This window comes from Pseudomonas sp. AA-38 (assembly GCF_029457475.1).
Taxonomy (GTDB): Bacteria; Pseudomonadota; Gammaproteobacteria; order Pseudomonadales; family Pseudomonadaceae; genus Aquipseudomonas.
This window is the reverse complement of sequence record NZ_CP120359.1, coordinates 2,089,742-2,105,065: the sequence shown is the minus strand read 5'-3', so window position 1 is coordinate 2,105,065 and position 15,324 is coordinate 2,089,742. Positions and strand designations below refer to the sequence as shown.

At 64.9% G+C, this 15,324-nt stretch carries 7 protein-coding genes; all 7 read right to left on the bottom strand.

The window, feature by feature from the left end; all coding sequences use genetic code 11:
* Positions 1-191: 191 nt before the first annotated feature.
* Positions 192-2,189, bottom strand: a complete 1,998-nt coding sequence (recD, locus tag PVE35_RS09585) for an exodeoxyribonuclease V subunit alpha (protein WP_277374487.1) — start codon at positions 2,187-2,189, stop codon at positions 192-194.
* A complete protein-coding gene (gene recB / locus PVE35_RS09580; protein WP_277374486.1) occupies positions 2,186-5,818 on the bottom strand; it encodes an exodeoxyribonuclease V subunit beta in 3,633 nt (1,210 codons plus the stop codon). The genes recD and recB overlap by 4 nt, the downstream gene beginning before the upstream one ends.
* Complete coding sequence (recC, locus tag PVE35_RS09575) at positions 5,815-9,231, bottom strand: exodeoxyribonuclease V subunit gamma (protein WP_277374485.1); 3,417 nt, start codon at positions 9,229-9,231, stop codon at positions 5,815-5,817. The genes recB and recC overlap by 4 nt, the downstream gene beginning before the upstream one ends.
* 145 nt (positions 9,232-9,376) lie before the next feature.
* Positions 9,377-11,059, bottom strand: coding sequence for a 30S ribosomal protein S1 (gene rpsA / locus PVE35_RS09570; protein WP_268177900.1), 1,683 nt, complete (start codon positions 11,057-11,059; stop codon positions 9,377-9,379).
* Between the two features lie 170 nt (positions 11,060-11,229).
* On the bottom strand, positions 11,230-11,895 hold the full coding sequence (gene cmk / locus PVE35_RS09565) for a (d)CMP kinase (RefSeq protein ID WP_268177902.1): 666 nt from the start codon (positions 11,893-11,895) through the stop codon (positions 11,230-11,232).
* Positions 11,892-14,138, bottom strand: coding sequence for a bifunctional prephenate dehydrogenase/3-phosphoshikimate 1-carboxyvinyltransferase (locus tag PVE35_RS09560; protein ID WP_277374484.1), 2,247 nt, complete (start codon positions 14,136-14,138; stop codon positions 11,892-11,894). Before PVE35_RS09560 ends, cmk begins: the two co-directional genes overlap by 4 nt.
* Entirely contained in the window at positions 14,135-15,244 is a 1,110-nt protein-coding gene (gene hisC, locus PVE35_RS09555) for a histidinol-phosphate transaminase (protein ID WP_277374483.1), read from the bottom strand. The genes PVE35_RS09560 and hisC overlap by 4 nt, the downstream gene beginning before the upstream one ends.
* Positions 15,245-15,324: the final 80 nt, after the last annotated feature.

Genomic DNA, 15,324 nt, shown 5'->3' with positions numbered 1-15,324 from the left:
ATCGAACCACCAACAGGACTCAAACACCACCCTGTCGACCGGCGCGCATTCTACACGCCATACCCAGCCTTGCAAGCCCTTCATTTAACTTAACTTATTGATTAACAAGCAGTTTTTGAAGCGCTTCATCGCTGAAGTGGCGCGCATTCTACCGCCAGCAGAATGCGCGTCAAGCTTATTTTGCAGTTTTGTTACCTGGGTGACTCGAGCGCCTCGCGCAGACCGCTACGGCGCTCGACGCGACGCTGCAGCGCCTGCTCGAAGATGCCGGCACGGCTTTCGATCAGGCTGAACCAGTTTCTGGCGCGAGTGATACCGGTATAAAGCAGTTCCTTGGTCAACACAGGGTTGAGCGTGTCGGGCACCAGCAGTGCGCAATGCTCGAACTCCGAGCCCTGGGACTTGTGCACGGTCATGGCGAATACGGTTTCCACCGCGCTCAACCGGCTGGGCAGGATATGCCGCAGCTCGCCACTGCCATCGTTGCGCGGAAAGACCGCACGCAGCACCAGGCGCCTTTGGCCGCCCTCCTCGTCCGGCAGCTTCAGCGCGATGCCGATATCCCCGTTCATCAGACCTAAGCTGTAGTCGTTGCGCGTCACCAGAACGGGGCGGCCTTCGTACCAACCCTGATCGGCGTCCAGCAAACCGGCAACGTGCAGCGCCTGGGCGATGCGCTGGTTCATCGCCTCGACGCCCCAGCGCCCCTTGCGCACGGCACAGAGCAACTGAAAGCGGTCGAAGGCCGCCAGCACCGCTGCCGCCCAGGTATCCCATTGCAGATTCGCTGCCTCGAGTGCCGGCCGCCGCGCATGCAGTACCTGCAGATAGTGTCGATAGCCCTGCGCCTGCTGGCCGATGCCGTCGAGCAGCAGAGACTCAAGCGCTCCATCCTGCTCGCCAGTCAGAAGCAGCCGGTGCAGATCGCCATAGCCCCCCGTCAGCACCGCTTTGCTCTGATCAGCCTCACCGGCATTGACTGCCAAGGCCAACTGGCCGATGCCCGAGCGACTGTCGAAGCGTCGGGAGTGGCGCAGCATGACGATATGCTGCGCCAATGGCTGCTCGCCTTGCCTCAGACTGCCTTCAGGCAAGGGCTCCTGCGTGCGCGACTCGAGCCAGGCCAACGTCTGCGCACTGTAGCCACCCTGCTCGGCATCCCGGCAGAGATCACCCAGCACAGCGCCGGCTTCCACCGAGGCGAGCTGATCCTTGTCCCCCAGCAGAATCAGCCGCGCATGTACCGGCAGTGCGTCGAGCAGATTGGCCATCATCTCCAGATCGATCATCGAGGCTTCGTCCACCACCAGCACGTCCAACGGCAACGGATTGCTGGCATCGTGACGGAAGTGGCGGCTGTCCGGCAGGCTGCCGAGCAGGCGGTGCAAGGTGGTCACTGCAGTGGGAATCTGCAGCTTGATCGCCTCGTCCAACGGCAAGGACGCCACCTGAGCGCCAATCGATTCGGTCAGGCGCGCCGCTGCCTTGCCGGTGGGCGCGGCCAGGCTCAGGCGCAGCGCAGCCCCCTCGGCCATGGCCGCTTCCTGTAACAGCGCCAGCAAGCGCACCACAGTGGTGGTCTTGCCGGTGCCCGGCCCGCCGGTTATCAGGGTGAAACACCCGCGTGCCGCCAGGGCGCAGGCCAGTTTCTGCCAGTCGGTCAGGCGCTCGCCCGCCACCATCAGGGGCTCGGGGAACAGCCGGGCCAGGCGCGCGGCCAGTTGCGCCGGCTCCTGCGCTGGCCTTTGCAGGCGCTCGCGAATCTGCCCGGCGACGCGCTGCTCATAATCCCAGTAACGCCGCAGGTACAGGCAACTGCCACGCAATACCAGCGGCGCCGCCGGTGCCAGCAGGGTGCTGGAGCGGCAGGCTTCGAGCCAGTGCTCTAGCGTCAGCCCCTGCAGCACCTGCGAAGGCAACAGCAACTGCTCGGCCTCTTCGCCCTCCGGTGGCAACGAGAGCGCGAAGTCCGGGTCGTTCAAGGTAGCCGCCAGGTCCAGGCAGACGTGACCCTGCCCCAACTGGTGGCTGGCCAGGGCAGCGGCCAACAGCAGCAGAGGAGATGCCGATTCATCCAGTTCGGCAAGGAACTGCGCCAACGAGCGGTCCAGCTCGCGCAGCCAGCCACGTTCGCTCCAGGAGGCCAGCAGGGCGAAGAGCGCCTCGCGCGAAGCCAGAGCCGAATTCATGCCCGCACCTCCTCTGCAGCGCCGAGAAAGAGTGCATCGAGCTGTTCGATCAGCTCGCGTGCCGGCCGCGCCTGGTACTGCCCGCAGGCAGGTGCGCGCAGGAACAGGAAGAGCGCCCCGCCCAGGTGCCGGTCATAGTCGTAATCCGGCAGGCGCAGGCGCAACTGCCGGTGCAGGGCCAGCACATAGAGGACGTATTGCAGGTCGTAGCGATGCTCGAGCACGGCGTCGGTCATGGCCGCCTGGGTATAGGCCTGTTCGTCGCCGCCCAGCCAGTTGGATTTGTAATCAAGCACGTAATAGCGCCCCCCGTACTCGAAGGCCAGATCGATGAAGCCCTTGAACATGCCATTGAGGCGGTCGGCGCGTAGCGGTTGCCGCGCCTGCCCCGGCAACTCGAAGCGCTGCACCAGGGCATCCAGGCGCTGCACATCCACCTGACACGCCTCGAACCAGAACTCCAGCTCGGCCTGATAGTCGTCCAGCCGTGCCAGGCTGGCCGCATTCCCGCCGACCAGCTTCAACGGTTGTTGCAGCAGTGCCAGCAGCCAGTCCTGCAGCGGTTCGATCCAGGCCTCGAGGCCACGACGCTGGCAGCGCCGGGCCAGCAGGTCACGCAGCACATCAGGCTTGCCAAGCAGATGCGCGAAGCCTTCACTGGCCGCCAGCTCCAGCAGGCCATGGAGGAAAGTACCGGGGTTCGGCCCACGCGGGAAACGATGCAGCCCCTGCGCCGCCACCGATAGGGGCAGCGCTACCGGCGTGGCCGGTTCGTCATCGCTGGCATTCTGCATGGCGGCGCTGTCAGGCGCGGCATCTTCATGCCGTTGCACGCCCGACGAGTCCCCCTCCTCCAGGCGCAGCGCACTGTAGGAAGCGATCCACCAATGCTCGGCAGCGCGCCGCGATGGCGTGCGCCAGTGGGCCTGGAACGCCGATGCCGCCAGCGGCCGATAACGCTCGTCGCTCGCTTCGGGCAACGGCAACAGCACACTGCCTGGAGCCTGCTCGAAGCGCTCCAGCCAACGCCCAAGGTCGGCGCTCTGCGCCAAGGCATCGCCGCCGCCTAGCAGATAACCGAGCGCGGATTGATGCAGCCGCGACTTCCTGGCGTTGCCGATTTTCAGATCCGCCACCCCGAGCCAGCAGGCATGCCGCGCACGGGTCAGCGCCACGTAGAGCAGGCGCAGGTCCTCGCCGAGGCGCTCACGCTCGGCACGTTCGAGCGCCGCTTCGTCGGCCTTGAGCAGCAGGCGTCGGCGCTCGCCGTCCTGCACCAGCATGGGTTTCTTCTCATCCAGCGGGCGGAAGCCACAGATGAAGGGCAGGAATACCAGCGGGTACTCCAGGCCCTTGGACTTGTGGATGGTCACCACCCGCACCAGAGACTCGTCGCTTTCCAGACGCAGCACCTGCTCATCGGCGCCCCGCCCTTCGCCTGCCAGCAGTTCGCCGAGATGGCGGATCAGCGCCTGCTCGCCATCCAGCTCGCTGGCGGCCTGTTGCAGCAGCTCGGCCAGGTGCAGCAGGTTGGTCAACACCCGCTCGCCATCGTCACGCCCCATCAGCCGTTGCGGCAGCTCGAAGTCCTGCAGCAACTGGCGCAGCATCGGCAGCACACCCTGGCGCTGCCAGCACTGGCGATAGGCACGAAACTGCATGACGCGCCGTTCCCAGGTGCGCTCGTCGAGGTTGAGCCCTTCCAGCTCCTGTAACTGCAGACCCAGGGTGGCGCTGGCCAGGGCGGCGCGCAGCGGACGATCCTGATCCGGCTCGGCGCAGGCCCGCAGCCACAGCAGCAAGTCACGCGCCTCCTGGGCGGCGAATACCGAGTCCTTGTCCGATAGATAGACGCTGCGCACACCGCGCGCCGCCAGCTCACCACGGATCGCCTGGGCCTCGCTGAAGTCACGCACCAGCACGGCGATATCGCTGGGTTGCAGGGCTTTCAACTCAGCGCCGCGGAGGAAACCGGCCTGGTCACGTTGCCCCTGATTGAGCAACGCGGTGATTTCGCTGGCTGCGGAGGCGGCCATGGCCTCCACGTAGGCCTTCTTCGACAGCGGCTCGTCGCTGTGCAGGTGCCAGACCGTCAGTGCCGGTTGGCACTGGCCCTGCACCGTCCAGCTCTCCGGGCGGCCTTGCGCACCCACCTCGATAAATGGCAGATCGTCACGCAGCAGGAAGGCCCCCGCGCCACTCTCACGCCGCTCGGCCGCCAGGAACAGAGCATTGACCGCCTCCACCACGGCCTGACTGGAGCGGAAGTTGGTTTCCAGGTTGTAGTGGCGCCCCTGGGTGGCGCGGCGCGCACGCAGATAGGTGTGGATGTCAGCGCCACGGAAGGCATAGATGGCCTGCTTGGGGTCGCCGATCATGAACAGGCCACAGTCGGCGCGGTTGGCTTCGACCTGATAGAGGGTATCGAAGATGCGGTACTGCAGCGGGTCGGTGTCCTGGAATTCGTCGATCATCGCCACCGGAAACTGGCAGCGGATGACCTCGGCCAGGCGCGCGCCGTTCTCCCCTTGCAGCGCGGCATCGAGACGGATGAGCATGTCGTCGAAGCCCATCTCGGCGCGCTGGCGTTTTTCCCAGTCGAAACGCGCCCGCACCCAGGCGGCCGCGTGTCGCAGCGCCGGTTCGGCAGGGTCACTGAGCGCCGCCAGGCGTGCTTCCAGACCGGCCATGGCGACCAGCGCCGGATGTTGCGGTAACTCGCCCTTCCAGGCTTCGGCCAGACCATCTGGGGTCAGGCGCTTGAAGCCGCTGCCCAGATCGAGCGCAGCCTCGTCGCTGCCCGCCCATTCGCGCAACTTGTGCAGCCAGGGGTTGTAGTAGCGCGCCTGGATCTTGCGCGCGTCCACCTGTTTGTCGGCAACAGCCTTGTCCAGCAGCAGTTGCAGTTCATCGGCCCACTTCGTCCAGGGCGCCTTGAGCGCAGCCAGTTCGGTTTCGCGCTCGGCAAGTGCCTGTTCGAGCAACTCACCCAGCGCTTGCCCCTGAGCCTGATCCGCCTCGCCCAGCAGCGGCCGTAGCCGCTCACCGAGCGCATCCGGCGTGCCCCACTGCTGCGCCACCCAGCTCAATGCCGCGCCCTGCAAGGGATAGCAATGCTGCCGCCAGTAATCGCGCACCACCTCGGCGAGCAGCTCGCTGTGGTCGGTTTCCAGGGTCTGGCTGAACAGGCTGCCGCTGTCGAAGGCATGTTCGCGCAGCATGCGCTGGCACCAGCCGTGGATGGTAGACACTGCCGCCTCGTCCATCCATTGCGCGGCCAGCTCGAGGCGCCGCGCGCAATCGGGCCACTGTGCCTCGGAGAAGTCATCGCGCAGCGTCGCCAGCAAGGCATCGCCTTCACGGTCACCGCGAAAAACCGCCGCCGCCTCCACCAGGCGGGCACGAATGCGGTCGCGCAGCTCGCGGGTGGCGGCATCGGTGAAGGTCACCACCAGTATCTGCGGCGGCAGCAGCGGCTCGGCGAAGGCCGCCTCGCCACCGTAGCGCAGGATCAGACGCAAATACAGCGCGGAAATGGTGTAGGTCTTGCCCGTACCGGCGCTGGCCTCGATCAGGCGGCTGCCATGCAGGGGAAAACGCAGGGCCAGAGGGCGTTGCGCGGCACTCATGGCGTCACCTCCCCGAGCGCGCGCGGCTCACTGTCGAGCAAGGGCCGATACAGACGTTCGCTCCATTCGGCAAAGCCGCCGTCAGCGGTCAAGGCGGCATAATCCGGGAACTGGCGGGCCAGGCAGGCATTGGCCTGAACCTCTCCGGTCTGTTTGAAGGCGCCCTCGTAGGCGCTGCGCGCCTTATCCTCGTTGCCGTCGAGCAACCAGACCAGAGAAGTTTTCAGGGCCACCGGTAGCGGCGCGCACATGCCCTCGACCCAGCCCTGCAGCCAGGCATCGAGCACCTCACGGGCACGTTCGAGCGGCACCGGGTCGAAGGCCAGCGCCTGATCCTCGCCCACCAGCAGGGTGGTCAGCGGATGTTCGCAGGCCGAGGCGATCAGGTGCAGCACATAGGGTCGCAGCAGGCGGTGCCACTTCCAGGCGCCGTCCTTGGCCAGCGCCCCAGGCAGCATCTGCAAGCTGGCCAGCGTGCCATCGCGGCCTCGGCGCAGGCCACTGAGCCAGCCCTCAAGCAGCACTTCGCCCTGCACGTAATGCAACGCCAAGGGTGAGTCGATCACCTCTGGCCAAGCGTTACGCAGCATCCGGTAACGCTGAACCTGTGCTGGCAAGGGGGCTAGCAAGGCCTGGCGGTACTGTTCACCGAAGCCAGCCAGGGGCAGCACGCCGCTGCGCCGCAGACGTTCGGCGGCACTGGTCAGTGCCTGCTCGGGCGCTTCGTCATCCGCCAACAAGGCCGCCTTGAGCAGACGCTCTTGCAACTGGTAACGCGCCAGGCCGTCCAGGGCGAAGGGTTCGCTGTCCAAGCGAGGCTGCGCCTGTTCATCCAGGTACACCTTGAGGCGGCGACTGAACAGGCAGCGGACGGGATCGCGCAGAAAGCTCTGCAGCAGCTCCGGGGTCAGGGTGCGCCCCTCCTCCCACACCGGCAACGCACTCTCGAGCAGTGCCGGCGATGCCTGACCATGCAGGGCAGCCCACTCGTGGGCATAGCTGAAGAGCTGCGGATCGGCGCCGAAGTAGCGCCGACTGAACGGCTGCAAGGGGTGCACGGTGGTCAGCGCCTGCAACAGATCGCCGCCATCGTGCAGACGCCAGGCGTTGGCCAGGTGATCGCGCAGTTGGCCGATCAGTACCGAGGGCGGCCGCTCGCTGTTGTCGCGCACACTGCGCCCGACCCAGCTTATGTAGAGATGATCGCGGGCGGCGAGCAGCGCCTCCAGTAGCAGGTAACGGTCGTCCTCACGGCGCGAGCGATCGCCTGGGCGGTAATCGCCGGCCATCAGATCGAAGTCCAGCGGCGCCTGGCTGCGCGGGTAGTCGCCGTCGTTCATGCCCAGCAGGCAGACCTGGCGGAAGGGGATCGCGCGCATGGGCATCAGGGTGCAGAAGTTCACCGCACCGGTGAGAAAGCGTTGGCTGAGACGGCCCTGATCGAGACCGCCAAGCCAGGCTTCGCGCACCACCGCCAGCGGCAGAGCCTCCTCCAGCCCAGCGCCGTCGCAGAGTTCCAGCCAGGTATCGAGGGCTTCCAACAACTGGTTGCGCAGCACCTCGTCGCGCTCGTCCTGCGCGAGGAAGAAATCATCCAGCAAATCACGCAGACGCTGCCCCCAGAGCATCGGGGCAGCCGGTTCATGCAAGGCTTGCAGCAGACGCTCGAGGGCGTCGAGCAAGCGGTCGAGCGGGCCGATCAGAGCGGCATCGAGCCCGCCGATCTCGTCGAAGGGCTCGATATCCGCATAGGCTTCGCCGCGCCCCACCGCATAGCCCAGCAACATGCGGCGCAGACCGAAACGCCAAGTGTTCTGTTCCAGCCCCTGGCCGACACCAAGTGCCTCGCGCTGCTGGGCATCGAGCCCCCAGCGGATGCCGGCGCCCTCCAGCCAGCGGCGCAGGGTCGGTAGTTGTTCCTCGCTGATGGCGAAACGGGCACGCAGCGCGGCGACATCCAGCAGGTCGAGAATCTCGCTGACGCTGAAACGGCTCTCCGGCAGGCGCAGCAGGTGCTCCAGGGCAATCACCAGCGGCTCCTTGCCGCGCAACCCCTGGTCGGCCAGGGTGAAGGGAATGAAGCGCGGATCATCGCTGGCGAACTGGCCGAACACCGCCTGGATGTGCGGCGCGTAGGCATTGACGTCCGGCACCATGACGATCACGTCACGCGGGCGCAGGCTCGAATCGGCACTGAAACGGGCCAGTAGCTGATCGTGCAGCACTTCCACCTCGCGTTGCGCACTGTGCGCCACATGGAAACGCAGCGACTGATCCTGCTCTGGCTGTACCGGCGGCCAGGTGCTGCGGCTTTCCGCCAGCGTGCGCAGATCGAGGATGTCGTGCTGCAACTGGCCCAGCAGGCAGTCGTCCGCAGGCGGGCTGAACAGGTCGATGCGCTCGAACTGCTCACGGTAACGCTGCGGCTCGTCATACTGATCCAGCAGATTGATGTAGTCGCGCCCCTGCTTGCCCCAGGCGGCCAGCAACGGCTGGGCATGCTGGTGCATTTCCACTTCGTCGAACAGGCCTATCTGCCCGCCAGGGTCGCCCTTGCGCCGCTGGCGGCGGTACTGGTGGCGCAGCAGATCCTTGTCTTCGACGATATCGCCCCAGTGGTGCTGACAGGGGTTGTGCACGAAGAGCATCACCTGGCTGAAGCGCGCCATGGCTGCCAGCGCCTCGAGCATCTGCGCTGGCAGCGAGGAAATGCCGAACACCGTGATCCGCCGGGGCAGGCCGGCGGGCCGGCTATCCAGCGTGCCAAGGTGGGCGACGAAGCGCGGATGCACGCCGGCGCGGCTCTCAGCCAGGTGCTGCGGCCCGACATCGGCCAGCAGCGCCCGCCACAAGGCAGGCTGCCAGAGCGAAGCCTGGTCCAGTGGGCGCTCACCGCCGCGCGAGGTGCGCAGACGATCCAACCCGTTGGCCCAATCCTCCAGCCAATCGGCGCGGTAAACCTGATACTGGTCGAACAGATCGGCCAGGCGCTCGGCCAACTGATAGCGCTTGCGCAAGTCCTGATCGTCGGCCAGGAAGCGACGCAACGGCGCGAAGGCCTCCTCGGCCAGCAGCCCCGGCAGCAGGCGCATCAGGCGCCAGGTCAGCGGTGCCTTGTCCAGCGGCGACTGCGCAGGAATCGCCTCCTTGCCCAATACACTGCGATAGGCCTGCCAGAGAAAACGCGCCGGCAGCTCCACCTGCTGTGCAGCGGCGATGCCACAGCCGTCGTTCTCGGCCAGGGCCAGCTTGAGCCACTGCGCGATGCCGTTGCTCTGCACCAGCAGCACCTCGTTCTCCAGCGGCCGCAAGGGATAGCGGCGCATCCAGGCCACCGAGAGCGCACGCAGCTCCTCCAGATGGTTACCGTGGATGACGATGAGGCCGGGGGACAATTCCGGGCTGGCGGGCATCGACTGTCTGACTCCTGAGAAAACGAACCGCAAGTTTGCCAGCATTGCCCGCGAGATGCGCCATCGCGCGCAAAGGAACGCAGAGCGGCAGAAATGAAAAAGGGCGACCCGAGGGTCGCCCTTTTCTGCGATGAATCAGCCGAACTTAGTTCTGGCTTTCCATCTGAGCACGGATCAGATCACCAATGGTGGTCGGGCCGGTGCTTTCAACGTCTTGCTTGTTGCGCAGTTCCTTCATCGCGTCCTTCTCGTCCTCGACGTCTTTCGACTTGATGGACAGGCTGATAACGCGGGACTTGCGGTCAACGCTGATGATCTTGGCTTCTACTTCGTCGCCTTCTTTCAGCACGTTGCGCGCGTCTTCGACGCGGTCACGGCTGATTTCGGAGGCTTTCAGCGTGGCTTCGATCTCGTTGCCCAGGTCGATGATGGCGCCCTTGGCGTCGACTTCCTTGACGGTGCCGCGCACGATGCTGCCTTTGTCGTTCAGGGAAACGTAGTTGCTGAACGGATCGTCTTCCAGTTGCTTGATACCCAGGGAGATACGCTCACGCTCCGGGTCAACCGACAGGATGACGGTTTCCAGCTCGTCGCCCTTCTTGAAGCGACGCACGGCTTCTTCGCCAGGCTCGTTCCAGGAGATGTCGGACAGGTGAACCAGACCATCGATGCCGCCGTCCAGGCCGATGAAGATACCGAAATCGGTGATCGACTTGATGGTGCCGGAGATCTTGTCACCCTTGTTGAACTGACCGGAGAAGTCTTCCCACGGGTTGGTCTTGCACTGCTTGATACCCAGGGAGATACGACGACGCTCTTCGTCGATGTCCAGAACCATGACTTCCACTTCGTCGCCGACGTTGACGACCTTCGACGGGTGGATGTTCTTGTTGGTCCAGTCCATTTCGGACACGTGCACCAGACCTTCAACGCCTTCTTCCAGCTCAGCGAAGCAGCCGTAGTCGGTGAGGTTGGTGACGCGCGCCATGACGCGGGTGTTTTCCGGGTAACGAGCCTTGATGGCAACCCACGGATCTTCGCCCAGTTGCTTCAGACCCAGGGAAACGCGGTTACGCTCGCGATCGTACTTCAGAACCTTGACGTCGATCTCGTCGCCAACGTTGACGATCTCGGACGGGTGCTTGATGCGCTTCCAGGCCATGTCGGTGATGTGCAGCAGGCCGTCTACGCCGCCCAGGTCAACGAACGCACCGTAGTCGGTGAGGTTCTTGACGATACCTTTGACCTGCTGGCCTTCCTGCAGGGATTCCAGCAGAGCTTCGCGCTCGGCGCTGTTCTCGGCTTCCAGGACGCTACGACGGGAAACGACAACGTTGTTGCGCTTCTGGTCCAGCTTGATGACCTTGAATTCCAGCTCTTTGCCTTCCAGGTGAGTGGTATCACGCACCGGACGGACATCGACCAGGGAACCCGGCAGGAACGCGCGGATGCCGTTGACGTCAACGGTGAAGCCGCCTTTGACCTTACCGTTGATGACGCCCTTGACCACTTCTTCAGCGTTGAACGCAGCTTCCAGAACCAGCCAGGATTCAGCGCGCTTGGCTTTCTCGCGGGACAGCTTGGTTTCACCGAAGCCATCTTCAACCGCGTCCAGCGCGACGTGGACTTCGTCACCGACCTTGATGGTCAGCTCGCCTTGTTCGTTGAAGAACTGGTCGAGCGGGATGACGCCCTCGGACTTCAGGCCGGCGTGTACGGTAACCCAGTCACCGTCGATGTCGACCACGATGCCGGTGATGATGGCGCCCGGCTGCATGTCGAGGGATTTCAGGCTTTCTTCAAAAAGTTCTGCAAAGCTTTCGCTCATGTTGATTCCTGTTGATCAAGGGCGGGGATTCGCCCAAACCACACTCCAGACAATGTGGGTTCGTTCATGTAAAAAGAGGCCTGCGGGACTAGGACTGGTCTCCCGCATGCCTCCTTGCGAACCTGTCGGTTTAAGGCAACCGTGGCTCTGGTGAACCCCAGAGGGTTCTTTTACCCGGCGAGGTCGCGCGCGGCGACCTCGCTCAGAATTCGTTCCAGCACCTGCTCGATGGAAAGTTCGGTGGAATCCAGCACCAGCGCATCGGTTGCCGGTTTGAGCGGTGCCACCGCGCGCTGGGTATCACGCTCGTCGCGCGCCCGTATCTCATCAAGAAGACTCGCGAGATTAACATCATCGCCCTTGCCCTTCAACTGCAGGTAGCGGCGACGGGCACGCTCCTCGGCGCTGGCGGTGAGGAAAACCTTGAGTGGCGCGTCGCTGAACACCACGGTACCCATATCCCGCCCATCGGCCACCAGACCCGGCATTTCCCGGAAAGCGCGCTGACGTTGCAGCAGCGCTTCGCGCACGGCCGGCAGGGAAGCGACCATGGAAGCCCCCGCCCCCACCTGCTCGTTGCGGATGGCGTCGGTCACCTCTTCGCCTTCGAGGACGATGCGCTTGTCGGTGAACTGCACGTCCAGGTGCGCCGCCAGTTGCTTGAGCGCCTCTTCGTTGGTCAGGTCGATGCCGTGGTTGCCGGCGGCGAAGGCCAGCAGGCGATAGAGCGCGCCGGAGTCGAGCAGATTCCAGCCCAGTTGCTTGGCCAGCAGGGCGCAGACCGTGCCCTTGCCAGATCCGCTCGGCCCGTCGACGGTGATTACCGGAGCGTTCATGATTTGCCCTCTACTGCCACATTGATGCCGACCTCGGCCGCCAGGGCGAGGAAGTTGGGGAAGGACGTGGCGACGTTGGCGCAATCGTGAATGCGGATCGGCGCACTGGCGCGCAGCGAGGCAACACTGAAGGACATGGCGATACGGTGGTCGCCATGGGCCCAGACTTCGCCACCGCCAATGGCGCCGCCTTCGATGACGATGCCGTCCGGGGTTGGCTCGGCCTTGACGCCCAGGGCGACCAGGCCGTCGGCCATCACCTGGATGCGATCGGACTCCTTGACCCGCAGCTCTTCGGCGCCGCGCAGCACGGTACGGCCTTCTGCGCAGGCGGCGGCAACGAACAGCACCGGGAACTCATCGATGGCCAGCGGCACCAGGTCTTCGGGGATGTCGATGCCCTTGAGCTTGGCGGCGCGCACACGGATGTCGGCCACCGGCTCACCGCCCACTTCGCGCTGATTTTCCAGGCTGATATCGCCACCCATCAGCTTGAGAATGTCGATCACACCGGTACGGGTCGGGTTGATGCCAACGTGCTCCAGCACCAGTTCGGAACCTTCGGCAATACTGGCGGCAACCATAAAGAAGGCGGCGGAGGAGATATCGGCCGGCACTTCGATGCGCGTGGCGGTCAGCTTGTGGCCGGACTCGACGCTGGCCGTGCTGCCCTCGACGCTGACTGGGTAGCCGAAGCCACGCAGCATGCGCTCGGTGTGGTCACGGGTCGGCGCCGGCTCGGTCACCGAGGTGCGGCCAGCGGCATACAGCCCCGCCAGCAGCAGGCAGGATTTGACCTGAGCGCTGGCCATGGGCATTTCATAGGCCATGCCGGTCAGGCGCTGACCACCCTTGATGTGCAGCGGCGGGCGGCCTTCGGCGCCGGTCTCGATCACCGCGCCCATTTCCCGCAGCGGCTTGGCCACGCGGTTCATCGGGCGCTTGGACAGCGAGGCGTCGCCGGTCAGGGTGGTGTCGAACGGCTGCGCGGCCAGCAGGCCGGAGAGCAGACGCATGGACGTGCCGGAGTTGCCCATGTACAGCGGGCCGGCCGGGGCTTTCAGACCATGCAGACCGACGCCATGGATGGTCACACGGCCATGATGCGGGCCTTCGATAACCACGCCCATGTCACGAAACGCCTGCAGGGTAGCCAGGGCATCTTCGCCCTCGAGGAAGCCTTCGACCTCGGTGGTGCCCTCTGCCAGCGAACCCAGCATGATCGAGCGGTGCGAGATGGATTTGTCACCCGGCACGCGGATACGTCCAGCCAGCGAGCTACCAGGTTTTGCCAGGAAAATCAGATCGGTCGAATGCATAGCGTCCACATAGGCCCTGCGGGCCAGAATTTTGCTGAAATGTTCGCGGGCCACGCGAGCGCGGGTGAACACGCCCAGGAGTTGATGCCCGTCCCCGGCGTCGACCGCGTCGCGCAGGGCGTCGAGGTCGTCGCGAAAGGTGTCCAGGGTGCGCAGCACGGCCTCGCGGTTGGCGAGGAAGATATCGTGCCACATCACCGGGTCACTGCCGGCGATCCGCGTGAAGTCGCGAAAGCCGCCAGCGGCATAACGGAAGATTTCCAGATTCTCGCTGCGCTTGGCCAGCGAGTCGACCAGGGTGAAGGCCAGCAGGTGCGGCAGATGGCTGGTAGCCGCGAGTACCTGGTCGTGATGCTCCACGTCCATCTGCTCGACATCCGCGCCCAGCGCTTGCCACAGGCTCTGTACCAGCTCCAGCGCCGCATCGTCGCTGTGCTCGCTGGGGGTGAGGATGACCTTGTGCCGGCGGAACAGCTCGCCGTTGGAGGCCTCCACCCCGCTCTGTTCTGAGCCCGCAATGGGGTGCCCCGGCACGAAGCGCACCGCCCGCCCGAAGAAGGCCGTGCGCGCGGCGCGCACCACGTTGCCCTTGGCGCTACCGACATCGGTGAGAATCGCCTGGCCCAGCTCCAACTTGGCCAATTCGGCCAGCACCTTCTCCATGGCCAGGATCGGCACCGCAAGCTGGATCACCTCGGCGCCCTGACAGGCCTGAGCCAAATCGCTCTCGCAGCGATCGACCACACCCAACTCGACGGCCAGATGACGCGACTGCGGATCCAGATCGACACCCACCACCTCCCGACACAACCCGCGCTCACGTAACCCCTTGGCGAACGAACCGCCGATCAGACCCAGACCGATCACCACCAGGCGGCCGATCTTAGGGGGGCTCGGTTGCACTGCCGTTACAGTCTCGGTCACGCCGACAGCACCTTGCCCAGGGCATCGAGGAAGCGCGCATTCTCCCGTGGCAAGCCAATCGACACGCGCAAGAAGTTCGGCATGCGATAACCCGCCATTGGTCGCACGATCACCCCTTCGCGCAGCAGCGCGAGATTGATCGAGGCGGCATCGCGGCCGAAGTCGACGGCGATGAAATTGCCCTTCGAGGGAATCCAGCCAAGGCCCAACGCGCGCAGGCCCTCTTCCAGTTGCCGCATGCCGGCATCGTTGAGACGACGGCTCTCGGCCAGATAGTCGCTATCGGCCAGCGCGGCGCAGGCGGCCGCCAGGGCCAGACTGTTGACGTTGAACGGCTGACGTACGCGGTTGAGCACGTCGGCGATGGCCGGTGAGCTGATGGCGTAACCGACGCGCAGCGCCGCCAGGCCATAGGCTTTGGAGAAGGTGCGCGAAACCAGCAGGTTGGGATAGCGCGCCAGGTAATCCAGGCCATCGGGCAGTTCATCGCCTTCGGCGTACTCGATATAGGCCTCGTCCAGCACCACCAGCACTGTCTCCGGCACCTTGGCCAGGAAGGCCTCCAAGGCCTGCGGACCGAACCAGGTACCGGTCGGGTTGTTGGGGTTGGCGATGAACACCACGCGAGTCTTGTCGTCGATGGCAGCCAGCATGGCGCCCAGATCGTGGCCGTAGTCCCTGGCCGGCACGATCTTGCCCTGGGCACCAACGGCCTGGGTGGCGATGGGATACACCGCGAAGGCATAGTCGCTGAACACGGCATTGAGGCCAGGCGCCAGATAGGCCCGGGCAACCAGTTCGAGGATGTCGTTGGAGCCATTGCCCAGCGTCACCTGCGCAGCTTCGACGCCATAACGGGTCGCCAGCGCGGTTTTCAGATTGAAACCGTTGCCGTCCGGATAACGGGTCAGCTCGTCCAGCTCGGCACGGATCGCCGCCAGCACCTTGTCACTGGGGCCGAGCGGGTTCTCGTTGCTGGCCAGTTTGACGATACCGGCCGGATCGAGATCCAGCTCGCGCGCCAACTCATCGACCGGCTTGCCGGGCACGTAAGGGGACAGTTTTTGCACGCCCGGCTGAGCCAAGGCAAGGAAATCACAGGGCATAGCTACAAGCCTCAAGCTACAAGCTTCAAGAAAAAGCGACTCACGGCAGCACCTCCGGCATCAGGCGACAAACTGCTTCC